The organism is Caulobacter sp. SLTY, assembly GCF_009905535.1.
GTDB lineage: Bacteria > Pseudomonadota > Alphaproteobacteria > Caulobacterales > Caulobacteraceae > Caulobacter.
On the sequence record NZ_JAAALA010000004.1, the window covers coordinates 1 to 22,305 of the forward strand.

Consider the following 22,305-nt stretch of genomic DNA (forward strand, 5'->3'; position numbering starts at 1 on the left):
GGCGGCGGGGGCGGCGGCGGCGAAGCGAAGCTGTACCGGATGCCGACCGTCACCGACTGGTCGTTGAACTTGCCCGACATCGGACCGGCGGTGCCGGCGTTGGTGAAGTCGAACTCGTCGGTCTGGAAGTAGCGGTAGGTCAGATCGACGTTGATCCGGTCGGTCGCCTTGGCGGTGACGCCGGCGATCGCCTGCCAGGCCCACACCGCGTCGCTGTCGTCGACGATGAAGCGCGGGGCGGTGGTGGTGTCGAACTGGGCGGCCGCGATACCGGCGCCGACGCCGACGAAGGGGCTGATGTCGCCGTCGGGGATGAAATCGACAATGACGTTACCCATCAGCGACCAGACTTCGAAGTTGCCGCCGGTCGGGAACTGGGCGATTTCCGGAATCTCACCCGGGCGGTAGGCGCCTTCGAGTTCGACGCGCCAGTGGGGCGACAGCCGGTAGCCGAGGCGGGCCGCGCCGATCCACTCATCGTCCGGATCGACGTTCGGCTCGGCGCCGACGGCGACCGAGTAGTTTTCGTCGTCAGACCAGTGGTAGCCGAGGTCGATAGCACCGTACCAACCGGAGTCTTGCGCCGCAGCACCAGACGCCACGAGCGTCGCGGCGATAGCCGCACCCGCCAGAAGCTTCAATTTCATCGAAAGAGCCCTCTCTTGCCCGCGATGCGACGTCTCGTCGCTTCAAACTCAGTTATAGCAATGCAGTAGGCCACGCAAAGTGCCCGCGAAGCCACACCGGAGTTCATTTTTCTGCCATCATCCTCTTTCGAGTGAATTAATCGGCTCACGGTTGCAGTTTCGGATCACCGTCTGTCGCGTAGCCGACGCCTGCCCCCAAGGGACTCGGGCCGGTTCAGCTCCTTTCGGAATTCATCGCGCCGCTCGTGAATCGAGGCGATCACCAGGCCCATCGGGATACCGATGTCGACCAGGGCGGCCTCGGACAGCTGCAGCGATGCCTCGATGGTCTCCGGCACAGCGTCGGTGGCGCCCAGGTCATAAAGCCGCTTGGCGTGGCGGGCGTCACGGGCCCGGGCGACGATGGTCAGGTCCGGCTTCAGCTCGCGGGCGGTCGCGACCACTGCCTCGGCGCCTTCCGGGCTATCCATGGTCACAATCAAGGCGCGGGCGGACTCCAGGCCACAGAGGCGCAGGAAATCGGCCCGCGAGGCATCCCCGAAGAAGATGTGGGCCCCGACCCGCCGCCCCGATTCGACCAGCCGGGGATCGCGCTCGATGCCGACCCACGGAACCTCGTGTCGGCTCAGCATGTCGCTGACCAGCTTGCCGACCCGGCCGTAGCCGATGACCAGAACGGCGCCGCTGTCGGGAACCTCACCCTCGGGTTCGGTGGCGATGCTCTCGGGCTTGGCGGCGGCCCGCCCCCCGGCCCGGGCGCCGAACAGGGCCAGCACCGGGATGCAGATCATCGAAAGGGTGGAGGCCACCAGGATGGTCTGACCGACCGCCTGGTCGACGACCCCGACATTCATGGCGCTGTCGAGGATGACGAAGGCGAACTCCCCGCCCGCCGACAGCAGCAGGGCCGCCTCCAGCGCCACCTTCGACTTCAGGCCGAACAGCCGGCCCAGGCCATAGACCACCGAGCCGGTCAGCAGCATCAGCCCCAGCGCCATGCCGAGAATCGGCAACGGGTCGGCGATCAGCCGCGACAGGTCCAGCCCGATGCCGATGGAGACGAAGAACAGGCCCAGCAACAGGCCCTTGAACGGCTCGATCGTCCGCTCGACCTCATGCCGGTACTCGGTTTCGGCCAGCAGCAGGCCGGCGACGAAGGCCCCCAGCGCCATGGACACCCCGGTGAAGGCGGCCAGCAAGCCCGCCCCGATGACCACCAGCAGGCTGGCGGCCATGAACAGCTCCTCGCTCTTGGCCTTGGCCACAGAGCGCAGCATCGGCCGAAGCGCCAGCCGCCCGACGATGAACAGGGCCAACAGGCCGAGCACCGCTGGCGCAAAGGCCAGTAGGTCCCTGGCGTCGAAATCGCTCCCATCCTGACGGCCCAGCACGGCCAGGGTGATCAGGATCGGGGCCACGGCCAGATCCTGGAACAGCAGCACGGCGAAGGTGGCCCGGCCGGCCTGGCTGTGCTGGCGCTTGCTCTCGGCCAGCAGCGGCATGACGATCGCGGTGGAGGACAGGGCCAGCGCCGCCCCGATGGCCGCCGCCGCCGGGGCCGGCTGACCCAGCATCATGGCCGCCCCGGCGATGGCCGCCGTGGACAGGGCCACCTGAAGACCCCCAAGTCCGAAGACGTATTTGCGCATCAGACGGAGCCGCTCCCAGGAGAGCTCAAGCCCGATCATGAACAGGAGGAAGACGACACCGAACTCGGCGAGCTGGGCGATGTCATCGGGGTTGTCGACCGTGACGGCGGCGAGCCATGGGAACTGACTGGTCAGGGCGCCCAGGCCGAACGGCCCCAGCACCACCCCGGCGCCGAGGAAGCCCAGGATCGGGCTGATGTTCCAGCGCCGGAACAGCGGCACAACGATCCCGGCCGTGGCCAGGAACAACACGACATCCTTGTACTCGCCTGGAGAAACTTCTCCCGCCATCCCGCCTCCTTGTTCGCAAGGTCGGCAATATGACCCGGCCCGCCACGGTTGCGGAACCCCGGCAATGGGAATAAGGCGCATTCCATGTCACTGGGCGGGCAATTTCGACAGCATCGCGGTCCCGGCGCCCTGCCGGCGATCCTGGCCGTGCTCGCCCTGCTGATGCAGACGCTGGTTCCGGCCATCGCCATGGCCAGTGGGCCCGGCGAATCACGCACGGTCGTGCTGTGCACCCCTCAGGGCGAGAAGATCGTCACGGTGCACGATGAGGCGCCGAAGGCGCCTTTCGCCGGCTACAAATGCCATGACTGCGTGATTGCGGCAGTCACGGCGGTCAACCCGCCCTCGCCTGAGGTCCTGCCGGTGCGCTACGCCGCCGTCGTGCGCCACGAGCGCTCGCGGCTCCAGACCGCGGTGCAGCCCGCTCGGCTCCCGCCGCGCCCGCCGTCACAAGGCCCCCCTCTCTCCGTCTGACCTGAGCCCCTCCCGGCGCGTCCGCGCCCTCATGTCTTCGAGAGAAACTCCATGTCTTCGACCGGCGCGCCGCTGCGCGCTCTTCTGCTGGCCGGCGCCTGCGCGCCCGCCTTTTTCGCCACCGCCGCCCTCGCCCAGGACGACGGGATGACGGTCGACAGCGTGATCGTCACGTCTCGCCCCGATCCGGAAGATCCCCCGGTGGTCGGCGACGCCCGCAAGCGGCTTTCCGAGACGCCCGGCGCGGTGTCGGTCATCTCTCAGGAGTCGTTCGCGGGCCGCCAGGCGCTGGCGCTGGACGACATGCTGCGCGACGCGCCCGGCGTCTACGCCCAGAAGAAGTGGGGCGGCGATATCCGCATCTCCATCCGGGGGTCTGGCATCGGCAACGCCAACCACAACCGCGGCCTGATGATCGCCCAGGACGGCGTGCCGCTGAACGAGGCCGACGGCTATGGCGACAGCCAGCTCGCCGACCCGCTGAACACCCGCTACGTCGAGGTCTATCGCGGCGGCAACGCCCTGCGGTTTGGCGGCTCGCTGCTGGGCGGGGCGGTCAACATGGTCACCCCCACCGGCCGCGACGCCGGATTCGACGCCCGCCTGCGCATCGACGGCGGAAGCTTCGGCCTGCTGCGCCAGAATGTGGCGGTCGCCCGGACATTCGGCGATGCCGACGTCTACGCCTCGGTGACCAACCAGACCGGCCAGGGCTGGCGCTCGCAGAGCCAGCAGAAGATCCAGTTCGTCTCCCTGAACCTGGGCTACAGCCTTGGCCAGGACCGCGAGGTGCTGCTGACCATCACCGGCTCGAACATCAACCAGGAAATCCCCGGCGCCCTGACCGAGGATCAGTTCGAGGCCAACCCGCGCCAGACTGCCGCCGGCAACTATAACCTCGACTATCAGCGCAACGCCCGCGGCCTGCGGGGCGTGCTGCGCACGACCTGGGCGTTCAACGACAATCTGTCGTTCGACGGCGCGGTCTATGGTGTCTGGAAGGACCTGGACCATCCGATTTTCCAGGTCATCGACCAGCAGAGCCGCAACTGGGGCAGCTTCGGCCGGTTGAACTGGCGGGGCCAGATCGGCGGGCTGAAGGCGGACGCCTATGCCGGCTACTGGCTGCGGACGGGTGACCTGGACAGCAACTTCTATGTCAACCTGGGCACCGCCCGGGGCGCGCCGCGCTCGCGCACCCTGCAGAACGCCGATGCGGCCGACCTCTTCGCCGAGGGCCGCCTGTTCGTCACCGACGAGCTGGCCATCGTGGCCGGCGGGACCTGGGGCTGGGCGAACCGCGACTACGAGAGCTTCGCCATCCCCGGCGTCGGCTCGACCTTCAACCTGAAAGCCAGCAAGGACTATGAGTGGTTCGCCCCGCGCATCGGCCTGCTGTGGGAAAACCAGGACGGCATCCAGCTGTTCACCAACCTGACCAAGTCGGTGGAGCCGCCGAACTCCGGCTCGATGTCGCCGACCGGCACGGGCTTCGCGCCCGTCGAGGCCCAGGAGGCCTGGACCTTGGAAGCCGGCGCGCGCGGCCGCACCGGCCCGGTGGTCTGGGACATAACCCTGTACCGCGCCGAGCTGGACGGCGAGATGCTGCAGTTCACGGTCGGCGCCGGCATCCCGGCCTCGACCTTCAACGCCGACGAGACGACCCACCAGGGCATCGAGGCGGGGATGGACTGGACCTTCGCGCCCGGCTGGCGGCTGCGCCAGAGCTACATGTACTCGGACTTCCACTTCGAGGGCGACGTCCAGTACGGCGACAACCAACTGCCGATCGTGCCCAAGCACTTTTACCGGTCCGAGCTTCGCTATGAGAACGCGGCCGGGTGGTTCATCGCGCCGTCGCTGGAATGGTCGGCCTCCGACATCTGGATCGACTACGCCAACACCCAGAAGGCGCCGTCCTACGCGGTCCTAAACCTCGGGGCCGGCTGGAAGATCAAGGACCGGGTCAGCCTGTTCCTCGATGTTCGCAACCTGACGGACGAGGCCTACGTCTCCAACGTCCAGGCGGTCACCGTCTATCCGGCGCCGGGCCTGCCGCAGCCGGCCGTCCTTTGGCCGGGCGACGGCCGGGGGATCTTCGGCGGCGTGACCGTGGCCCTTTGACCCGCTGGAGAGACGCGATGTCCGGCGACACGCCAAGACCGGCCGGCGACGGCCTCTATCAGGCCTTCTGGCGCTGGCACTTTCATGCCGGCCTGCTGGTTCTGCCGTTCCTGATGCTGCTGGCGCTGACCGGCGGCGTCTATCTGTTCCACCAGGAGATCGACAGCGCCCTGCGCCGTGACCTTGAGACGGTGGCGGCCCGGCCCATCGCCACCGCCCCGTCCGACTGGGCGGTCGCCGCCGAATCGGTGGCCTCCGGCCGGCTGGTTCAGGTCATCCCGCCCGCCGCGCCTGGCCAGTCGGCGCGCATGGTGATGGAGGATGGGGTGCGGACCACCGTCTATGTCGATCCGGCGGATGGCTCGGTGCTGGGCCTGGTGCGGGACGGCGGCTTCACCGAATGGATCAGGCGGCTGCACAGCCTCGAACACTTCGGCTCGGTGGCCAACCTGCTGGTCGAGGTCGTGGCCGGCTGGGCCATCGTGCTGGTCGCCACGGGTGTCTTTCTCTGGCGGCCGCGCGGCCGCAAGGGCGGGGTCGTCACCGTGCGCGGTCAGCCGCGCCAGCGGCTGTTCTGGCGCGACCTGCATGCGGTGACCGGGCTGTTCGCCGGGGCGGTGATCGTGTTCCTGGCGGTGACCGGCATGCCCTGGTCGGCCGTCTGGGGCGACAAGGTGCGCGAGATGACCAACGCCGCCGGGCTGGGACGTCCAAAGCCGCCCGCGGCGGCCACGAGCTGGACGGCTGGTGACGCCGGCAAGGGCCTGCCCTGGGCCCTGCAGGATGGTCAGATGGCCGCGGCCGGTGGGGGCCTGTCCCTCGACCAGGCCGTGGCGCGGGTCCAGGCCAGTGACCTCGGCCGCCCCTTCGTGCTGTCCATCCCCCGCGAGCCCGGCAAGACCTGGGCCGCCTCGCACATGCCGGGGAAGGTGGAGGGCACGCGCACCCTCTATCTGTCGCCGGCCGACGGCCGCATCCTTGCCGACATCGGTTACGACCGCTTTGGCCCGGCGGCCAAGGCCATCGAATGGGGCATCGCCGTCCACCAGGGTGAACAGTACGGCTGGATCAACCGCTACCTGATGCTGGCCGGCTGCGTGGCGGTCTGGCTGCTGGGGATTTCCGCTGTCGTCATGTGGTGGAAGCGGCGGCCGAAGGGCCGGCTGGCGGCGCCCCGCCGCCCGGCCAACGCCCGCGCCTACCTCGGGCTCGTTGCGGTGGTGGCGCCGCTGGCCCTGCTGTATCCCCTGGTCGGCGTCTCGCTGGTCCTGGCCCTCGCCCTCGATCTTGTCCTGCGCCGGTTCATCCCGGCCTTCCGCACCGCTTGAAGGAGCTCCCCATGAACCGCCTCGCCCTCATCGCCCTGCCGACCCTGATCCTTGCCGCCTGCGGCCCGTCGTCCGGCCCCTCCACGGTGACCGCCGCCGACGCCTGGTGCCGGGCCGCCCCAGCCAGCGCCCCGGCCGCCGGCTGCTACGTCACCCTGACCGCCAGCGCCAAGGACCGGCTGGTCTCGGTCGCCACCCCGGCCGCCGCCGAGGGGCAGATCCACACCATGAGCGTCGATGGCGGCGTCATGCGCATGCGCCAGCTGGAGGACGGCCTGGCCCTGCCGAAGGATACGGCGGTGGCCCTGAAGCCCGGCGGGCTGCACATCATGCTGATCGGTCCCAAGGCGGCGCTGGTCGAGGGCGCGACCCTGCCCATGACCCTGACCTTCGAGAAGGCTCCGCCGCTGACGCTCGAGGTTCCGATACGCGCCCGCGTCGCCGCGCCCAAGGCCGGCGACGCCAAGGCGTCGGACGCGGCGGCCCATGACATGGGCGACCACCATTGATGCGCCGTTGGATCCTGCTGGGCATGGTGCTGGTCGGCCTGGCGGTGGCCGTGGCGCTGGGCTGGCGGCTTCACGCCAATTCCGGACCGGCGCCGTCGAGCCTCGGCGGACCCTTCACCCTGGTCGATCTCGAAGGCCGGCCGGTGACGGAAAAGACCTTGCGCGGCAAGCCGACAGCCATCTTCTTCGGCTTCACCTTCTGCCCGGAGGTCTGCCCGACCACCCTGACCGAACTGACGGCGGCCATGAAGCCGCTGGGGCCGGACGCGGACCGGCTCAACGTGGTGTTCGTCTCGGTCGATCCGGAACGGGATGGACCTGAGCAGATGAAGACCTACCTGGCCAACTTCGACCCTCGAATCCAGGGCTTCACCGGCACGGTCGACCAGGTCGCCGCAACGGCCAAGGCCTATAAGGTCTACTACCGCAAGGTCCCCCTGGAGGGCGGCGACTACACCATCGACCATTCCTCGGCCGTCTATCTGTTCGACGCCAAGGGCCGGTTCGTGGCGCCGATCGGCTATGGCGAGGATCACGACCGAGTGGTCAGCGCCCTGCGGGCTGTGGCCCGAGGGCGCGCGCCGAGTTAGCGGACCGCGATGGCCTCGATCTCGATCAAGAGGTTGGGGGCGGCCAGGGCCTTGACCACCAGCAGGGTGGCGGCGGCCGGCGGGTTGGTCAGCAGGCTCGCGGCGCCGGGGGCGAAGGTCGCCAGCGAGGCTTCCTCGGTCAGGTAGATGGTCAGCTTGGCGATGTCCCCGGTGTCCATGCCGGCGGCGGCCAGCACGCCCTTGAGGTTGTCGGCGGCGATGGCGGCCTGTTCGGCGACGTCCGTCCCGACGCTGCCGTCGGCGCGGACGCCGACCTGGCCGGAGATGAACAGCATGCGTCCGGCGGCCGAGGCCTCTACGCCGTGGCTGTAGAAGGGCGGGGCGGCGACGCCCTCGGGGTTGAACTTGCGCAGCATGGTTGGCTCCTTTTCGATGGAGCCACCCTGCGCCGGCCCTGCTGACAGCCTGCTGTCAACATGAGGCGGCCGGGCGCCGCCACGTCATCTTCAGCGCGCGTTGACAGCGGCGGTGCGAACGCCGCCTAATCCCGCAAAACAAATGTTTGAGGGAGCGCGGTCATGAGCGGTTGGACCTTTGCCGAGGTCTGGGAGTCCATTGCCCAGGCCGTTCCCGACCGCCCCGCCCAGATCCAGGGCGACCGCGTCCACAGCTGGCGCGACTTCGACCGGCGGGCCAACGCCCTGGCGGCCCATTTCGTGGCCTCGGGCCTGGGGCATCAGGCCAAGGTGGCGGCCTTCCTCTACAACGCTCCGGAATACCTCGAGACCTACTACGCGGCGTTCAAGGCGGGCCTGGCGCCGGTCAACACCAACTACCGCTATGAGCCCGAAGAGCTCTTCTATCTGTTCGACAACGCCGACGCCGAAGCCATCGTCTTCCACGCCGGCTTCGCGGCCAAGCTGGCGCAGATCAAGGACCGGCTGCCGGGGGTGAAGGCCTGGGTGGCGGTGGCCGAGCCGGGGGCGGACATCCCCGACTGGGCGGTAGAGTACGAAAGCGTCGCGGCGGTGGGGGCGGATACCTTCGTCGCGCCGTGGGGCCGGTCGGGCGATGACCTGCTGCTGCTTTACACCGGCGGCACCACCGGCATGCCCAAGGGGGTGATGTGGCGCCAGGACGACCTGTTCCAGGTGCTGGGCGCCGGGGGCAATGTCGCGGCCATGATCCCACCGCTCGAAAATGCCGCCGAGGCCGGGGTGAGGGCGGTGACCCGCAAGGTCGGCGACATAGATTTGCCGGCGCCGACGGTGCTGATCGCCGCCTGTCCGCTGATGCACGGCACCGCACAGTTCGGCAGTTTCGGCGCCCTGACCGGCGGCGGGACTATCGTCTGCCTGCCGTCCCGGCGGTTCGACGCCATCGAGCTGTGGAACGAGGTCGAGCGCACCGGGGCCAACAGCGTGTCGATTGTCGGTATGGCTTTCGCCGCCCCGATGCTGGATGCGCTCGAGGCCAACCCCGGCCGCTGGGACCTGTCGAAGGTGGTGCGGCTGGGCTCGTCGGGCACGGTCTGGGGCTATGAGAACAAGCAGGGCCTGCTCAAGCACCTGCCGGAAGGCTGCGTGATCTTCGATTCGCTGGGGAGTTCCGAGGCGGTGGGCCTGGGCGGCTCGCAGTCGACGCGCGGGGCTGAGGCCGGGACGGCCCAGTTCCTGGTCGGGCCGAACGCGGCGGTGTTCGCCGAGGACGGCCGCCGTGTCGAGCCGGGATCGGGCGAGCGGGGCATGGTGGCGGTCGGGGGCTTTATCCCGGTGGGCTACTACAAGGATCCGGAGAAGAGCGCCAAGACCTTCAAGGAATTCGAGGGCCGCCGCTGGTCGCTGCCGGGCGACTTCGCGGAGGTGAACGCCGACGGGACGATGAAGCTGCTGGGGCGCGGATCGCAGGTGATCAACACCGGCGGCGAGAAGGTCTTCCCCGAGGAGGTGGAGGAGGCGCTGAAGCTGCATCCGGACGTGCGGGATGCGGTGGTGGTGGGCATCCCCGACGCGCGCTTCGGCGAGAAGATCTGCGCGGTGGTCGATGTGCGGGGCGGGGTTTCGCTGGAGCTGGCGGATTTTGTCGCGCACCTGAAGGGCCGGCTGGCGGACTACAAGACGCCGAGGGCGCTGGTGCTTGCCCCCCTGGTCCGGGCTCCGAACGGCAAGGTGGACTACAAGGGCGTGCGGGCCCAGGCGCTGGAGGCGCTGGGGGCGAAGGCTTAGGCGTTTGAAGGTTTCGCCTCGGGGCGTCCTTCTCCCCTTGCGGGAGAAGGTGGCGCGAAGCGCCGGATGAGGGGTCGATAGGCCTTCAAGCTGCGATGTGTCGGTGGTGACGGGCTGTGTCGGGGGCCGGTGCGACCCCTCATCCGTCGCCTACGGCGACACCTTCTCCCGCAAGGGGAGAAGGAAACCTCTAGCGGCTACTCGCCAATCGACAGAGGCTCCGCAGGGAGATCACCGTTGAGCAACCGCGCCAGATGCCCGGCCAACCCGCCCGGAAAGATCGGCTCCTCGCTGGCCGCGATTTCCTCCACCGACCACCAGCGCATGGCCTTGACCACCCGCCGTTCCTCCTCGGTCCACCCCTGGTTCGACAGATCCTCGTGCGCTGTCCTGACCAGGAAGTAGTGCTCGACCAGCCGCCGCTCCTCGCCGGCAACGATCATGTCGTGCCGCCGCCGCCAGACCACCGGGCCGATGTCGGCCTGAGCGTGGCCGGTTTCCTCCAGCAGCTCGCGCCGCGCGGCGTCGATCAGGCTCTCGCCGTCCTCGACCCCGCCGCCGACGGTACACCAGCCGCGATACCGCCCATCGTCGAAGTTCAGCAGTAACAGCCGGTCGGCCGGCGACAGCAGCACCAGCCGGACCGTCAGCCGCTCCCGGGGGGTCAGACCGTGCGCTTGGCCCGGTCCTTCTCGTTGGTCGCCCGGATGGCGGCTGTCGCCTGAGCCCATTGCTCGTCACCCCATTCGGTCATGCGGGCGAAGTTGCCGCCCGAGGCGTTGTAAGCGGCCCCGTCGATCGCGATGGTCTGGCCGTTCACATAGGTGGACAGCGGGTGCAACAGATACACGGCCAGGTTGGCCAGTTCGCGCATCTCCCCGACCCGGCCGAGCGGATTGCCCTTCATGTCGCCATAGGCGCTTTCGCCGGGGTTCAGCCGGGCGCTCATCCCCTCGGTCGGGAAGGGGCCGGGGGCAATGGCGTTGAAGCGGATGCCTTTCGGCCCCCATTCGACGGCCAGCGACTGGGTCATCACATTGAGGCCGGCCTTGGACATGGCGCTGGGCACGGTGAACGGCCCGCCGTTCCACACCCAGGTGGTCAGGATGGAGATCACCGAGGCGCTGAGGCCCTCCTTGATCCACCGCTTGCCGCAGGCCTGGGTCACGAAGAAGCTGCCCCGGAAAACGATATTGGAGATGGCGTCGAAGCCGCGCGGCGAGAGGTCCTCGGTGCGGCTGATGAAGTTGCCGGCGGCGTTGTTGACCAGCCCGGTCAGCGGCCCGTCGGCCCAGATGGTCTCGACCATCTCCTCGATGGCTTCCGGCACCCGGATGTCGCAGGCGATCCCGGTCACCTTGCCGCCGTCCGGATGGGCGGCCATCAGTTCCTTGGCGGTCTCTTCGAGGATGCCGCCGCGCCGGCCGCAGATGTAGACGTCGGCGCCCAGCATCATGCAGCCCTCGGCCATCACCTTGCCGAGGCCGGTGCCGCCCCCGGTGATCAGAATCCTCTGGCCCTTCATCAGGCCGGGGCGGAACATCAGGTCGTCTGAGGCGAAGGACATGGCGGCTCTCCCAAATTTGTTGGGGGAGAGGGGAGGGGGTGACCCAAGGTTGGTCAAGCCTTGGCGTTCACGGACTGTCGTGATTGCGAGCCCCCCCCCCTCCCTGAGGGAGGGGGTAGGGGGAGGGTTTACGGTGCTGGCCGCGTAAACCCTCTCCCTCGCACCGCTTCGCGGCGGGTCCCTCCCTCTCCCTCAGGGAGAGGGCAAGAGAGGGGTGGTCGTCCCCGCTTAGACTATCCGCCGTAGGAACGCCCGCCGCTGCTGTAGGACCGCCCGCCGCCGCCGAAGCCGCCTCGGGAGACCACGGTGCTCCGGGTCTGGACCTTGGCCGGAGCCTGGCGCACGGCGGCCGGCGGGTCGATGCCCTGGCGGCCGACCGAGGTGCGGCCGGTGGCGTAGTTGTGGTTCACCGCCCCGCCCCAGCCGGTGTAGTAGCCGCCGTCCCGGCGGTAGAGGCTGGTGCCGCGGTAATAGCCGCGACCACCGCCGTCGAGCATCTGGCCGATCACGAAGCCGGCCAGCAGGGGGGTGAAGAAGCTGCCGCCGCCCGCTTGCTGCCGGGGCACGCACTGGCCGGCGCCGTAGACTTCCTCGCAGGTGGCCTGCTGGTCGTAGCGGGGGGCGTTGGTGGCGTCGTCCTTGAGCGCCGCCTGGTAGGCGGTGTCGCACTCGGCGTCGCTGACCTTGTCGGCCGCCTTGCACTGCTCGAGGCTGGCGTAGGCGAAGGCCTCGACCGGGTCCTTGTTGGCCGCCGCTTCCTGGCTGGGAATCTGCGGAGTGTTGTCGCAGGCGCCGATGCTGAGGCTGGCGCCGCACATCAGACCGGTCAGGGTCAGGGATTTGGAACGCATCATGGCGGGGCGCTCCCTTACGAGGTCATGCAGGCGGCGTTGATCAGGCCGACGCCGATGGAGATGCTGGCCAGGTAGACGCCGGAGGCCACTTCGCCGGCCTCGATGCGCGCCTTGACGTCCTTCAGCATGATGATCCGCACCAGGGTGAAGGCGACGATCTGGATGACGCCGGCCAGCACGCCCCAGGCCAGCAGTTCCGGCAGGCTGGTTGTGTGGGCAAGAGCCGAGGCCAGGGCGAGGATGTAGCCGACCAGGGCCCCGCCGAGCGCGATGGCGGCGGCCACGTTGCCCTGCTTGATCAGGTCGGATTCCTTGTAGGGGGTCATCCACTGGTAGACGAGCTTGAAGACCAGGGCGAGCACCCCCGACGCCGCGAAGGCGACCAGGAAGTAGACCGCCTGGGTCTGGAACATGATGAAGTCGAAGCCCATTGCGGGTCCCTCCCGTTAAAGCGCGTGTGGCCGTTCAGGCCGAGAATTCGCCGACCGACAGCGGCACCCCGACCATGATCTCATGGGTCAGTTCGCCGCCCTCCGGCTCCATGGAGATGGCCAGAAGCAGTTCGCGGCCCTCGTCGCCGAGGTCGCGGTTGTAGAGCATACAGGTCTGGAAGATGCGGCTGACCGGGCGGACCGCCGCGCGGTCGTCCCAGATGTCTTCCCAGAAAGCGACAGGCGGCTGGCGGCCCTCGTCCTCGCTGAACCAGTAACGCTGGAAGGGGGGCAGGTCGTCTTCCAACCAGACAGGGTCCTGCAGGCGGTCGTTCCAGATGCGCTTGTCCTGGCCGCTGGTCGGATAGAGGCTGCGCCAGGGTACGAACAGGGTGAAGTCGTTGGCCTCGAAGCCCTCGCGGTCGTCGCTGACGGCCTGAAACATCAGGTGGTCGTCTGTATAGAAGCGGTGGACCCAGCCGCCGGCGTCGAGCTTCACCAGCCCCTGGGCGGTGATCTCCATCACGTCGCGGTCCATCTTGAAGCTGGCCTCGGTCCCCAGGCGCCGCCAGGCCAGCGGATCGAGCACGATGGATCGGCCGATGGTGATGTTGCGCACCACCGCCAGGCGGTTGGTGGGGGCCGCCTCTTCCTTGCGGCCAAACAGTTTGCCGAACATCAGCGGGACCTCGACGCGAAAACAACCGACCGCAGTCTCGCCTCCAGGGCGGCCGGACGCAATCTCGCAAGCGTGTACGGAAACCGTCGCGACGGTCTGCTAGCCAAGCGGCAGCGCCTCCTTAGCGCCGAGGTCCATACGACGATGTTCGGGACCCCTTGTCAAGCGTTCATGGTACGCATAACATGAACACATGCCCGAGACTTCCACCCGAGCGGACAAGGCGGTCAGCCGCACCCGTGAATGGCGCGAGGCCCGCAAGCGCGCGGGGTTCGTGAAACTGGAAATCTGGGCTCCGATGGCCTGCAAGGCGGATATCCTGTCCGCCGCCCGGTCCATCGTGATCGACAGCAACCGCGGCCCGGGATCAACCGGCGCCGCCCCGAAAGGCAGGCCCATGGATCAGGTGATTGACACGGCTTGGACCATCCACGCCCTGAAACGAGAGCTGGACTACAGCACCCTCGTTCGAGACGGCGAGATGAAGTTCCAGGTCATCGAGGGCGCCGATCCGGTGCTGCTGGTCACCATGTGCGAGTACGGCGACCTGCCGATCTACGTCAGCACCGGGCCCGAGCAGATCGTGGTGTCGGTGGTGCTTTGGCCGGTGGACGAGCAGGAGGACCAGGCGGAGTTCAACGTCTTCCTTCTGAAGGCCCAGAAGCTGGTGCCGCTGTCCAACTTCGGCATCACCACCGTCAACGACCGCGACTATTACGAACTGTTCGGCGAGCTGGCCAACAAGACCAGCCTGCAAACCATCCTCATCGAGCTTCGCACCCTGGCCGAGAACGCGATCGACGCGGCCAGCGACCTGCGCACCTCGTTCAAAGCCGCGAAATAGGAGAAGCGACAATGTCCATCTGGAGCAAATTCTCCGCCCTGTTCCGCGGGACCGCCCATGAGGGCGCGCAGAAGGTGATCGACGCCAACGCCCTGCGTATCCTCGACCAGGAAATCCGCGACGCCGACACCGCCCAGGCCAAGGCCCGGGACGACATGGCCGGCCTGGTCGCCCGCCGCCGCATGCTGGAAAACGAGGGAAACCAGCTGGCCCAGCAGGCTCAGAAGTACGAGGCCTCGGCCCGTGCCGCCCTGGCCAAGGGTGACGAAGCCCTGGCCCTGGAAGTGGCCCAGCGGATCGCCGACCTGGAGCGCGACTCGACCCAGAAGATCGAGCAGGTCGCCCAGCTGAAGGAAGCCGAAGCCAAGCTGCGCACCATCATCGCCCAGACCGACACCAAGATCGAGGCCCTGCGCCGCGAGATCGAGGTGGTGAAGGTCAACGACAGCGTCCAGCGCGCCCAGTCGGCCATCGTCGCCCGCAGCGGCAGCGCCAGCTCCACCGTGGGATCGGCCGCCGATAGCTTGAAGCGCATCAAGGAGCGCCAGGCGATCAACGAGGAGAAGTTCCGCGCCGCCGGCGAACTGGAAGACCGCCGCACCGGCGCCGACCTGGACGCCAAGCTGCGGGACGCCGGCATCCTGCCCGGCCACATCGGCGCCCATGAGGTGCTGGCCCGGCTGAACGCCCCCAAGGCCGAGGCCATGCCGGCCCTGGAGGCGCCGCGCCTGGCGATCGAGGGACCTGAGAAGGTCCCGGTCAAGAAGGACGAAGCTTGATCCGTCATCAGGTCCAGCCGCGCTGGAACTGGAAGGAGGAGGCCGACCGCGTCGGCTTCACCTTCCACCATATGGACGGCCAGCAGTACTGGGACGAAAGCGCCTGGTACGGCTTCACCCTCGCCCAGGCGGAGGAGATCGAGACCGCCGCCGAGGGCATCCACGCGCTCTGCCTCGACTTCGTCGCCGAGGCGGTGAAGAGCGAACGGATCATGGAGCGGCTGGCCATCCCGGTGGAGCAGCGCGACTACGTGGCCGAGACCTGGACGCGGGGCGATCCCAGTCTCTATGGCCGGTTCGACTTCGCCTATGACGGCAAGGGCCCGCCCAAGCTCTACGAGTACAACGCCGACACTCCGACCAGCATCTTCGAGACGGCGGTGTTCCAGTGGCTGTGGCTGGAGGGGCGGATCAAGGACGGGACGCTGCCGGCCAATGCCGACCAGTTCAATAGCCTGTTCGAGAAGCTGCGCGACCGGTTCAGAGCCATCTTTCCCAATGGCGGCTACGTGCATTTCTCCAGCGACCCCGACCATGTCGAGGACCGCCAGACGGTGAGGTTCCTGGAGGACCTGGCCGTTCAGGCCGGGCTGGAGCCGAAGTTCGTCTCCATCCACGACATCGGGCTGGACGGCGATGGCCGGTTCGTTGACGAGCAGAGCGACATCATCCAGGCGATCTTCAAGCTCTATCCCTGGGAGTTCATGTTCCGCGAGGACTACGCGCCGAACATCGCCGCCTCCAAGACCCAGTTCCTGGAGCCGGCCTGGAAGAGCCTGCTGTCGAACAAGGGCCTGCTGCCGATGCTTTGGGAGCGGCATGCGGGGCATCCCAACCTAGTGGAAGCCTGGTTCGAGGATGAACCGGGCGCGGCGGGGCTGGGCGACAACTACGTCCGCAAGCCGCTGTTCAGCCGCGAGGGCGCCAATATCGAGCTGGTCGAGAACGGCAAGGCCGAGCCGGTGCTGGACCAGGGCTACGGCGCCGAGGGCTGGATCCGCCAGGCGGTGTGCAAGCCGCCGAACATCGACGGCAACTACCCGATCATCGGCGCCTGGATCGTCGGCGAAGAAGCCGCCGGCATGGGCATCCGCGAGGACAACGGGCCGGTGACCAAGAACATGAGCCGGTACCTGCCCCACGCGATCGTGGACTAGGCGGTGCTTCGCTCTCCGCCCCCGCGAGGGGGCGGAGGACGGTTCGGAGCGTGAGCGACGGACCAGGAGGCGGGGCAGCGCCGGCGTTTGGAGCTTCCTCCTGAACCGGCGGTAGGGACCCCCTCGGTCTGGCTCGCTTGCAGCGCTCGCCAGAGCCACTCCCCCATCTTCGATGGGGGAGAGCGAAGTGGTCTCGGACGCCCCTATCGCGCCAGCTCTTCCTCGACCTGCCCTAGCCGTTCCTTGCCGAAGAAAATCTCGTCGCCGACGAAAAACGTCGGGATCCCGAAGGCGCCGCGATCGGCCGCCGCCTGGGTGTTGTTCATCAGGATCGACTTGACCTCATGGCTCTGGGCCCGCTCCAGCAGGGTGGCGGCGTCGAGGCCGGCTTCGGTCAGGACGGCGGCCACCACCTCGGCATCGCCCATGTTCTTGCCGTCCTCCCACATGGCCTTGAGCACCACCTCCATGTAGCGCTCGCCAACCCCTTCCAGCCCGGCGGCGACGAAGGCGCGCATGACGATCAGGGTGTTGATCGGGAAGTGCGGGTTCATCCTGAACTTCGTCAGGCCGTGTTTTGCCACGAACCGCCGGCTTTCCAGCATCTCGTAGTCCATCTTGCCCTTGATCCCACCGAAGGCGGTGAAGGGGGCCTGGTTGCCAGTGGCCTTGAACAGGCCGCCGAGAAGGCAGGGGATGACGTTCAGGGTCGCGCCGGTCCGCTCCAGGATACCGGGGATCACCATCGAGGCCATGTAGGCGTTCGGGCTGGCGAAATCGAAAATGAAGTCGAGCCTTTTGGTCATCACCAGGTCTCCGTCCAGGGCCGTAAATCCATCTCGAAGGTCCAGGCCGAGCGGCCCTGGTTGTGCAGCCACACATAGTTGCGGGCGATCTCGTCCGGATCGAGGATCTCGCCCTTGGCCAGCCGGTCATCGGCGCCGGCGTCGCCCATTCGCTCGCGGGTGAAGACGCCGTCGATGGCCCCGTCGCAGATCACATGGGCCACGTGGATGCCCTGAGGCCCGAGCTCACGGGCCATGCTCTGGGCCAGGGCGCGCAGGGCGTGCTTGGCGCCGGAAAAGGCGGAGAAGCCCTCGCGGCCGCGCACGCTGGCGGTGGCGCCGGTGAACAGGATGGTTCCCCGTCCGCGGGGCGTCATCACCCGCGCGGCCTCGCGCCCGGTCAGGAAGCCGGCCAGGGCGGCCATCTCCCACACCTTGGAATAGACCCGGGTCGTGGTCTCGCGAATGTTGAAGTGGACGTTGGCCCCGATGTTGAAGACCACCACCTCCAGCGGGCCGATCTCGCGCTCGACGCGATCGAACAGGGCGGTCATCTCCGCCTCGTCGCGGGCGTCGACCCCCAGGGCGTGGGCCTCGCCGCCGTCGGCGCGGATTTCGGCGGCCATGGCCTCCAGCTGATCCAGGTTTCGCGGTCGGCGGGTCATGACCACGGCCAACCCCTCTGCCGCGAAGGCGCGGGCGACCGCCCCGCCCACCCCCGCGCCGGCCCCGATCACCAGACAAACGCCGCGCTCGGACATGCCGATCTCCCGCTGAAACGGCGGGTAAGTTCTGATTAAAGACTTACGCTGTCAACCACCGCTGTGGGGCAGGGTTCAGGGTTCGACATAACCCTTGGCGCGGAGGGCCAGTTCACCTGCGGCCGGGTCGGCGGTGAAGAACAGCCCGCCCTCCCGGCTCGACCCCGGGGGCACATAGTCGAAGGTCGCCTCACCGGTCTCCGGCTCGGCGCCCTGCCGGGTCAGCTCGCCCTCGACCACCACCTGGGCGGCCGAACGGCCGCCGTCGTTGCGGACCTTGATCCGGACCAGATAGCCGCCGGGGACGGCTTGAGCGCCGACCTGTTCGACCAAAACCGCCGGCGGCGATCGGTCGCCGAACAGCGCCTCCCGGCCGATCACGCCGACCACCAGCAGCAGGAGCAGAAGGCCGATACCGCCGGCGATCCATTCCAGCACGGAGGTGGTGTCGGCGGTAGCCTTCGATTTCTGGGCCGGCTTGGCGGCGGGCTTGCGGGCCATCTAGATCACCAACCGCGCGGTGGCGGCTCCCAAGGCGGCCGGCAGGCCCAGCACCACCGTCATCTGCGCGATCTCGTTCAGGGACGTCCCCTGGGTCCGGCCGAAAACCCACAGGCAGAACAGGCTTACCAGCAGGGCCAGCGCGTAGGCGGGGATGGAGGACGCCACCAGGCTGTGGAGCAGGTTTCGATCCCCACGCCGCTCGTCCTGTCCCGGAAAGCCCAGGGTGTAGAGGAAACTGTGCAACAGCAGCAGGCTGACCGCCATCAGCGCCAGCCCATGCCAGGGCGTCATCATGTAGGCGATCAGCACCATCTCCTCGGTCGGGGCGACGTTGAAGGCCAGGAAGACGGCGCCAACCACGGCCACGAACATTCGTCCGGCGATGCCCATATGCGCCTTCCGATGCCGGCCCGTGTCGGCCTTCTCGCCGCCGAACTGCTTGCCGGCCACCAGGGCCCCGATGCTGGCGGGGATGGCGCAGACGGTCACCTTGCCGACGATCTCGCCCAGGGTCATGCCGGGCCCAAGCTGTCCCAGCAGACCCAGCGCCACGACCGACAGGATGATCCCCACCGCGAACGCCGCCAGGGCGTCCAGCAGCTCATCGGTCAGCCGGAAGGTCGGCTCGAACCCGGCGTAGTATGACAGGCCCAGCAACATCGGCAGCGCGGCCAGCAGGAAGACCAGCAGCCGCCAGCGCTCCATCGAATGGCCCAGCCACCACATCTCCATCGTCATGAGCAGCGGAAAAGCGAACAGCAGCGCGCCGCCGAAGGCCAGCGCCAAGCTGGCGGCGTAGCGAAGGTTGGCCTCACCGGCCAGCGATGCGTTCATGTCGGTGTTGTCCCGCTCCGGCGGATCAAAGCCGCCGGCGGTGGTTAGTTCCCTTGCGCGCCCGGCGGCGGGCCGCGCCATTCCGCGATCATCGCCTCGACCGAGCGGCGCCAGCGGGCCCGCAGGATGGGAGGGCGTTCCGGATAGCGCTCATCGAGGAACTGCGCCTCGACGATCCGGTCGGTGCGGAAATTGCGGAAATCGGCGCGCAGCTCGCACCAGGCGACGAGGTTTCGGGTGGTGTCGCGGTAGCCGATGGCGATCGGCCAGACCAGGCGGCGGGTCTGGCGGCCCTGCTCGTCGGCGTAGCTCAGCTCCACCTTGCGGCCGGCGTGGATGGCGGCGCGCAGCTGGGCCATGTCCAGGCCATCGGCGGCGTTCTGCCAGGCGCCCGGGGCGCGGCTGGCCGGGTCGAGCAGCATGGGGCGCAGGTGGTCCGGCACGGTAGCGGCGATCTTGGCCACCAGGTCGCGGGCCGCCCGCGCCAGGGCCGGATCGCCTCGGCTGGCCACCCACTGGGCGCCCAGCACCGCCGCCTCGACCTCGTCGGCGGTCAGCATCAGCGGCGGCATGTCGAGGCCGGCGTCCAGCACATAGCCGACCCCGGCCTCGCCCCGGATGGGCGTGCGCTGGCCGATCAGGGCGGCGATGTCGCGATAGACGCTGCGCTTGGAGGTCTCCAGTTCCTCCGCCATCGCCTGGGCGGTCACCGGCTGAGAAGCGCGGCGCAGAATCTGGATGATCTGGAACAGACGGTCGGCGCGGCGCATGGGGACTCTCCGTTGCTGACAGCAGGCTGTCAGCAGGGGGCGACTATCCCTGAAGCCGTCGAACAAGCCAACAGGACAGCCGCCATGATCACCCTCTTCAGCGCCGGCGAAGGCTTCGGCCTCCCCGAATACAGCCCCTACGGCATGAAGACAGAGGTCCAGCTCCAGCTGGCCGACCTGCCTTATGTCAAGGTCAGCGCCCCGCCGCAGGGCTCGCCCAAGGGCCAGCTGCCCTGGATCGAGGACGAGGGCGAACTGATCGCCGACTCGACCTTCATCCGCGCCCATATCGAGGGCAAGTACGGGGTCGATATCGACGCGGGCCTGACGCTGGAACAGCGGGCCGTCGCCTGGGCCTTCGAGCGGATGGTCGAAAACCACCTGGGCTGGGCCAGCGCCTGCGCCCGGTTCCTGATCCCCGAGAACTTCGAGAAGGGCCCCGGCCGCTGGTTTGACGCCGCGCCCGAGCCGATGCGCGAGACGATGCGGAGCGGGCTTATGCAGGCGGTCCGCACCAACCTGACCGCCGTCGGGATACTGCGGCACAGCGATGAGGAAATCCTCTGGCTGGCCGAGCGGTCGCTGACCGCCATTGCCGTGCAGCTGGGGGACAAGCCGTTCCTCTATGGCGACCGGCCGGCCGGGTCGGAGGCCGTGGTCTATTCGATGCTGGCCGGCATCCTCACCCCCTTCTTCGACTCCCCGCTGCGACGGAAGGCCGAGGCCATGCCGAGCCTGGTGGCCTACGTCGGGCGGATGAACCAGCGGTTCTACCCGGATCAGGGCGCGATGGCCGCCTGAGGCTTTGCTTGCGGAGGGGCGGCGCGCTATCAGCCGCCGATGATCACCGCCGTCTACGGATCGCCGCCGCTGGCCCTGGCCGATGTCCCGGCCGGGGCGGCGCAGGTTTCGCCCCTGGTTCCCGGTTCGACCGCGCTGGAAGCCCTCACAGACGCCTCGCTGGACGAGGCAGTTGCCCTGGCCCCGCCGGGCACGGTCGAACGGCGCGGCGTGATCGCCCAGCTGCTGCGGGCCCTCAAGCCCGAGGGGCGGCTGATCGTGATGGCCCCGAAGGACAAGGGCGGCTCGCGGCTGGCCGGGGACCTGGAGGGCTTATCCGCCCCCTTCGCCGAAAACGCCAAGCGCCACCACCGCATCTGCCACGTCCGCCGCCCGGCGGACCTGGCGGCCGTGTCGCAGGCGATCGCCGCCGCCGCGCCCCGTGAAGCCGAGGGCCTGGGCTGGACCCAACCGGGCGTGTTCAGCTGGGACCGGATCGACGCCGGCACCGCGCTGCTGATGCAGACCCTGCCGGCCCAGTCCGGCCGGGGCGCCGATCTCGGGGCCGGAACCGGCCTGCTGGCGAACAAGGTGCTGGAAAGCCCGGCGGTCGCGGCCCTGGACCTGGTCGAGCTGGACCGCCGCGCCATCGACTGCGCCCGGCGCAATGTCGCCGACCCGCGCGCCGCCTTCCACTGGGCCGACCTGCGCGGGACCGAGCCGGCGCTGGCCGACCTCGACTTCGTGGTCATGAACCCGCCCTTTCATGACGCCGGGGCCGAGGACCGGGCGCTCGGCCAGGTCTTCATCCGCCGTGCGGCCGGGGCGCTGCGCAAGAGCGGGACCTGCTGGCTGGTGGCCAACCGCCACCTTCCCTACGAGGCGGTGCTGGGCGAACATTTCGCCCGGGTGACGCCGCATGGCGAGGCCGGCGGCTACAAGGTGTTCGAGGCCCGCAAGTGACCGCGCTGCGGCTGGACCGGCTGCTCTCGAACCTGGGCTATGGCAGCCGCAAGGAGATCGCCGCCCTTGCCGCCCACGGCCAGGTGGTGCTGGACGGAGAGGCAATCCGCAAGGGCGACCAGAAGATCACCCTGACCCGCGACCTGCCCGCCCGGATGACCGTGCGCGGCGCCCCGGTCGATCCGCCGCCGGGCTTGGCGCTGATGCTGCACAAGCCGCTGGGCGTCACCTGTTCGCACAAGGAGGCGGGGGCGCTGGTCTATGAGCTGCTGCCGACCCGCTGGCGGGCTCGCGATCCGGCCATCTCCACCGTCGGCCGCCTGGACAAGGACACCAGCGGCCTGCTGCTGATGACCGATGACGGCGGCCTGCTGCACCGGATCATCTCGCCCCGCGCCAACTTGGCCAAGCGCTACCACGTCACCCTGGCCCGGCCGATGGCTGGAACCGAAGCCGCCATCTTCGCCGAAGGGACCCTGATGCTGGAGGGGGAGGAAAAGCCGCTGCTTCCCGCCGAGCTCGAGGTGCTGTCCCCGACCACCGCCCATCTGACCATCCACGAAGGACGCTACCACCAGGTCCGCCGGATGTTCGCCGCCGTGGGCAACCATGTCGCGGCCCTGCACCGCGACCAAGTCGGCGGACTGGCCCTGCCGGAGGATCTGGAACCCGGCTCCTGGCGCCTGATGGGGGAGGCGGAGATCGCGGCGGTGTTTACCCCTCGCTAACCTTCCGGAACAACGCGGGAACGAAATTCCGCCCGGTGCGCTTGACCCCTATAGCAGTCCGGGGCGTATCG

General features: G+C 68.6%; 25 protein-coding genes. 12 read left to right on the forward strand and 13 right to left on the reverse strand.

Going from position 1 to position 22,305, the window contains the following annotated elements:
- Positions 1 to 647 (reverse strand): outer membrane protein (locus tag GVN21_RS02980; protein ID WP_166573227.1); only part of this gene is annotated, 647 nt, incomplete at its 3' end.
- Between the two features lie 164 nt (positions 648 to 811).
- Positions 812 to 2,587 (reverse strand): cation:proton antiporter, encoded by a 1,776-nt coding sequence (locus GVN21_RS02985; protein WP_166573228.1) that lies wholly within the window; start codon positions 2,585 to 2,587, stop codon positions 812 to 814.
- Positions 2,588 to 2,671: 84 nt separating this feature from the next.
- On the opposite strand from GVN21_RS02985, the gene GVN21_RS02990 reads away from it, so the two are divergent.
- Genes GVN21_RS02990 through GVN21_RS03010 form a run of 5 tightly spaced genes read left to right on the forward strand, consistent with a single transcriptional unit; the run spans position 2,672 to position 7,612 of the window.
- Positions 2,672 to 3,061, forward strand: a complete 390-nt coding sequence (locus GVN21_RS02990; RefSeq protein WP_166573229.1) for a DUF2946 family protein — start codon at positions 2,672 to 2,674, stop codon at positions 3,059 to 3,061.
- 51 nt (positions 3,062 to 3,112) lie between these two features.
- The gene (locus GVN21_RS02995) at positions 3,113 to 5,185 is read left to right on the forward strand and encodes a TonB-dependent receptor (protein ID WP_166573230.1); all 2,073 of its coding nucleotides are present in this window, start codon (positions 3,113 to 3,115) and stop codon (positions 5,183 to 5,185) included.
- A 17-nt stretch (positions 5,186 to 5,202) separates the two neighbouring features.
- The gene (locus GVN21_RS03000; RefSeq protein ID WP_166573231.1) at positions 5,203 to 6,513 is read left to right on the forward strand and encodes a PepSY domain-containing protein; all 1,311 of its coding nucleotides are present in this window, start codon (positions 5,203 to 5,205) and stop codon (positions 6,511 to 6,513) included.
- Positions 6,514 to 6,524: 11 nt separating this feature from the next.
- Positions 6,525 to 7,022 (forward strand): copper chaperone PCu(A)C, encoded by a 498-nt coding sequence (locus GVN21_RS03005; RefSeq protein WP_166573232.1) that lies wholly within the window; start codon positions 6,525 to 6,527, stop codon positions 7,020 to 7,022.
- Positions 7,022 to 7,612: an SCO family protein gene (locus GVN21_RS03010; protein ID WP_166573233.1), complete on the forward strand. Its 591-nt coding sequence runs from the start codon at positions 7,022 to 7,024 to the stop codon at positions 7,610 to 7,612. Before GVN21_RS03005 ends, GVN21_RS03010 begins: the two co-directional genes overlap by 1 nt.
- On the opposite strand, the gene GVN21_RS03015 is transcribed toward GVN21_RS03010, so the two are convergent.
- Positions 7,609 to 7,989, reverse strand: a complete 381-nt coding sequence (locus tag GVN21_RS03015; RefSeq protein WP_166573234.1) for a RidA family protein — start codon at positions 7,987 to 7,989, stop codon at positions 7,609 to 7,611. The two genes, GVN21_RS03010 and GVN21_RS03015, sit on opposite strands and share 4 nt — an antisense overlap.
- Positions 7,990 to 8,151: 162 nt before the next feature.
- On the opposite strand from GVN21_RS03015, the gene GVN21_RS03020 reads away from it, so the two are divergent.
- Entirely contained in the window at positions 8,152 to 9,798 is a 1,647-nt protein-coding gene (locus GVN21_RS03020) for an acyl-CoA synthetase (protein ID WP_166573235.1), read from the forward strand.
- A 197-nt stretch (positions 9,799 to 9,995) separates the two neighbouring features.
- Here the strand turns inward: GVN21_RS03020 and GVN21_RS03025 are convergent, their stop codons facing one another.
- From GVN21_RS03025 to GVN21_RS03045, 5 genes are all read right to left on the reverse strand, one after another.
- Positions 9,996 to 10,529: an NUDIX domain-containing protein gene (locus tag GVN21_RS03025; RefSeq protein ID WP_205689898.1), complete on the reverse strand. Its 534-nt coding sequence runs from the start codon at positions 10,527 to 10,529 to the stop codon at positions 9,996 to 9,998.
- A complete protein-coding gene (locus GVN21_RS03030) occupies positions 10,463 to 11,365 on the reverse strand; it encodes an SDR family oxidoreductase (RefSeq protein WP_205689899.1) in 903 nt (300 codons plus the stop codon). Before GVN21_RS03030 ends, GVN21_RS03025 begins: the two co-directional genes overlap by 67 nt.
- A gap of 233 nt (positions 11,366 to 11,598) precedes the next feature.
- The gene (locus GVN21_RS03035) at positions 11,599 to 12,219 is read right to left on the reverse strand and encodes a DUF1190 domain-containing protein (protein WP_166573237.1); all 621 of its coding nucleotides are present in this window, start codon (positions 12,217 to 12,219) and stop codon (positions 11,599 to 11,601) included.
- A 14-nt stretch (positions 12,220 to 12,233) separates the two neighbouring features.
- A complete protein-coding gene (locus tag GVN21_RS03040) occupies positions 12,234 to 12,650 on the reverse strand; it encodes a DUF350 domain-containing protein (protein WP_166573238.1) in 417 nt (138 codons plus the stop codon).
- Positions 12,651 to 12,684: 34 nt separating this feature from the next.
- The gene (locus GVN21_RS03045; RefSeq protein WP_166573239.1) at positions 12,685 to 13,329 is read right to left on the reverse strand and encodes a YjfK family protein; all 645 of its coding nucleotides are present in this window, start codon (positions 13,327 to 13,329) and stop codon (positions 12,685 to 12,687) included.
- 193 nt (positions 13,330 to 13,522) lie between these two features.
- On the opposite strand from GVN21_RS03045, the gene GVN21_RS03050 reads away from it, so the two are divergent.
- The 3 genes from GVN21_RS03050 to GVN21_RS03060 are packed head-to-tail and all read left to right on the forward strand — an operon-like array spanning position 13,523 to position 16,109.
- Complete coding sequence (locus tag GVN21_RS03050) at positions 13,523 to 14,173, forward strand: DUF2170 family protein (RefSeq protein WP_166573240.1); 651 nt, start codon at positions 13,523 to 13,525, stop codon at positions 14,171 to 14,173.
- Between the two features lie 11 nt (positions 14,174 to 14,184).
- Positions 14,185 to 14,952 carry a PspA/IM30 family protein gene (locus tag GVN21_RS03055; RefSeq protein WP_166573241.1) on the forward strand — a complete coding sequence of 256 codons (768 nt, stop codon included), beginning with the start codon at positions 14,185 to 14,187 and terminating at the stop codon, positions 14,950 to 14,952.
- Entirely contained in the window at positions 14,949 to 16,109 is a 1,161-nt protein-coding gene (locus GVN21_RS03060; protein ID WP_166573242.1) for a glutathionylspermidine synthase family protein, read from the forward strand. Before GVN21_RS03055 ends, GVN21_RS03060 begins: the two co-directional genes overlap by 4 nt.
- Before the next feature lie 203 nt (positions 16,110 to 16,312).
- On the opposite strand, the gene GVN21_RS03065 is transcribed toward GVN21_RS03060, so the two are convergent.
- From GVN21_RS03065 to GVN21_RS03085, 5 genes are all read right to left on the reverse strand, one after another.
- Positions 16,313 to 16,915 carry a 2-hydroxychromene-2-carboxylate isomerase gene (locus GVN21_RS03065; RefSeq protein ID WP_166573243.1) on the reverse strand — a complete coding sequence of 201 codons (603 nt, stop codon included), beginning with the start codon at positions 16,913 to 16,915 and terminating at the stop codon, positions 16,313 to 16,315.
- Entirely contained in the window at positions 16,915 to 17,655 is a 741-nt protein-coding gene (locus GVN21_RS03070) for an SDR family NAD(P)-dependent oxidoreductase (RefSeq protein WP_166573244.1), read from the reverse strand. The genes GVN21_RS03065 and GVN21_RS03070 overlap by 1 nt, the downstream gene beginning before the upstream one ends.
- A gap of 75 nt (positions 17,656 to 17,730) precedes the next feature.
- Positions 17,731 to 18,156: a TIGR02588 family protein gene (locus tag GVN21_RS03075; protein ID WP_166573245.1), complete on the reverse strand. Its 426-nt coding sequence runs from the start codon at positions 18,154 to 18,156 to the stop codon at positions 17,731 to 17,733.
- Positions 18,157 to 19,074 carry a TIGR02587 family membrane protein gene (locus GVN21_RS03080; RefSeq protein WP_205689900.1) on the reverse strand — a complete coding sequence of 306 codons (918 nt, stop codon included), beginning with the start codon at positions 19,072 to 19,074 and terminating at the stop codon, positions 18,157 to 18,159.
- Positions 19,038 to 19,763: a YafY family protein gene (locus tag GVN21_RS03085; protein ID WP_166573246.1), complete on the reverse strand. Its 726-nt coding sequence runs from the start codon at positions 19,761 to 19,763 to the stop codon at positions 19,038 to 19,040. The genes GVN21_RS03080 and GVN21_RS03085 overlap by 37 nt, the downstream gene beginning before the upstream one ends.
- 84 nt (positions 19,764 to 19,847) lie before the next feature.
- Between GVN21_RS03085 and GVN21_RS03090 the strand changes: the two genes are divergently transcribed.
- Genes GVN21_RS03090 through GVN21_RS03100 form a run of 3 tightly spaced genes read left to right on the forward strand, consistent with a single transcriptional unit; the run spans position 19,848 to position 22,234 of the window.
- A complete protein-coding gene (locus GVN21_RS03090) occupies positions 19,848 to 20,564 on the forward strand; it encodes a glutathione S-transferase family protein (RefSeq protein WP_166573247.1) in 717 nt (238 codons plus the stop codon).
- Between the two features lie 39 nt (positions 20,565 to 20,603).
- The gene (locus GVN21_RS03095; RefSeq protein WP_166573248.1) at positions 20,604 to 21,506 is read left to right on the forward strand and encodes a class I SAM-dependent methyltransferase; all 903 of its coding nucleotides are present in this window, start codon (positions 20,604 to 20,606) and stop codon (positions 21,504 to 21,506) included.
- Positions 21,503 to 22,234 carry a pseudouridine synthase gene (locus GVN21_RS03100; RefSeq protein ID WP_166573249.1) on the forward strand — a complete coding sequence of 244 codons (732 nt, stop codon included), beginning with the start codon at positions 21,503 to 21,505 and terminating at the stop codon, positions 22,232 to 22,234. Before GVN21_RS03095 ends, GVN21_RS03100 begins: the two co-directional genes overlap by 4 nt.
- The last annotated feature ends 71 nt before the right edge of the window (positions 22,235 to 22,305 follow it).

Coding starts and splice junctions, on each gene's coding strand:
- GVN21_RS02985 (WP_166573228.1), bottom strand. CDS start 2,587: ATGGCGGGAGAAGTTTCTCCAGGCGAGTACAAGGATGTCGTGTTGTTC.
- GVN21_RS02990 (WP_166573229.1), top strand. CDS start 2,672: ATGTCACTGGGCGGGCAATTTCGACAGCATCGCGGTCCCGGCGCCCTG.
- GVN21_RS02995 (WP_166573230.1), top strand. CDS start 3,113: ATGTCTTCGACCGGCGCGCCGCTGCGCGCTCTTCTGCTGGCCGGCGCC.
- GVN21_RS03000 (WP_166573231.1), top strand. CDS start 5,203: ATGTCCGGCGACACGCCAAGACCGGCCGGCGACGGCCTCTATCAGGCC.
- GVN21_RS03005 (WP_166573232.1), top strand. CDS start 6,525: ATGAACCGCCTCGCCCTCATCGCCCTGCCGACCCTGATCCTTGCCGCC.
- GVN21_RS03010 (WP_166573233.1), top strand. CDS start 7,022: ATGCGCCGTTGGATCCTGCTGGGCATGGTGCTGGTCGGCCTGGCGGTG.
- GVN21_RS03015 (WP_166573234.1), bottom strand. CDS start 7,989: ATGCTGCGCAAGTTCAACCCCGAGGGCGTCGCCGCCCCGCCCTTCTAC.
- GVN21_RS03020 (WP_166573235.1), top strand. CDS start 8,152: ATGAGCGGTTGGACCTTTGCCGAGGTCTGGGAGTCCATTGCCCAGGCC.
- GVN21_RS03025 (WP_205689898.1), bottom strand. CDS start 10,529: ATGGGCTCAGGCGACAGCCGCCATCCGGGCGACCAACGAGAAGGACCG.
- GVN21_RS03030 (WP_205689899.1), bottom strand. CDS start 11,365: ATGTCCTTCGCCTCAGACGACCTGATGTTCCGCCCCGGCCTGATGAAG.
- GVN21_RS03035 (WP_166573237.1), bottom strand. CDS start 12,219: ATGATGCGTTCCAAATCCCTGACCCTGACCGGTCTGATGTGCGGCGCC.
- GVN21_RS03040 (WP_166573238.1), bottom strand. CDS start 12,650: ATGGGCTTCGACTTCATCATGTTCCAGACCCAGGCGGTCTACTTCCTG.
- GVN21_RS03045 (WP_166573239.1), bottom strand. CDS start 13,329: ATGTTCGGCAAACTGTTTGGCCGCAAGGAAGAGGCGGCCCCCACCAAC.
- GVN21_RS03050 (WP_166573240.1), top strand. CDS start 13,523: ATGCCCGAGACTTCCACCCGAGCGGACAAGGCGGTCAGCCGCACCCGT.
- GVN21_RS03055 (WP_166573241.1), top strand. CDS start 14,185: ATGTCCATCTGGAGCAAATTCTCCGCCCTGTTCCGCGGGACCGCCCAT.
- GVN21_RS03065 (WP_166573243.1), bottom strand. CDS start 16,915: ATGACCAAAAGGCTCGACTTCATTTTCGATTTCGCCAGCCCGAACGCC.
- GVN21_RS03070 (WP_166573244.1), bottom strand. CDS start 17,655: ATGTCCGAGCGCGGCGTTTGTCTGGTGATCGGGGCCGGCGCGGGGGTG.
- GVN21_RS03075 (WP_166573245.1), bottom strand. CDS start 18,156: ATGGCCCGCAAGCCCGCCGCCAAGCCGGCCCAGAAATCGAAGGCTACC.
- GVN21_RS03080 (WP_205689900.1), bottom strand. CDS start 19,074: ATGGCGCGGCCCGCCGCCGGGCGCGCAAGGGAACTAACCACCGCCGGC.
- GVN21_RS03085 (WP_166573246.1), bottom strand. CDS start 19,763: ATGCGCCGCGCCGACCGTCTGTTCCAGATCATCCAGATTCTGCGCCGC.
- GVN21_RS03090 (WP_166573247.1), top strand. CDS start 19,848: ATGATCACCCTCTTCAGCGCCGGCGAAGGCTTCGGCCTCCCCGAATAC.
- GVN21_RS03095 (WP_166573248.1), top strand. CDS start 20,604: ATGATCACCGCCGTCTACGGATCGCCGCCGCTGGCCCTGGCCGATGTC.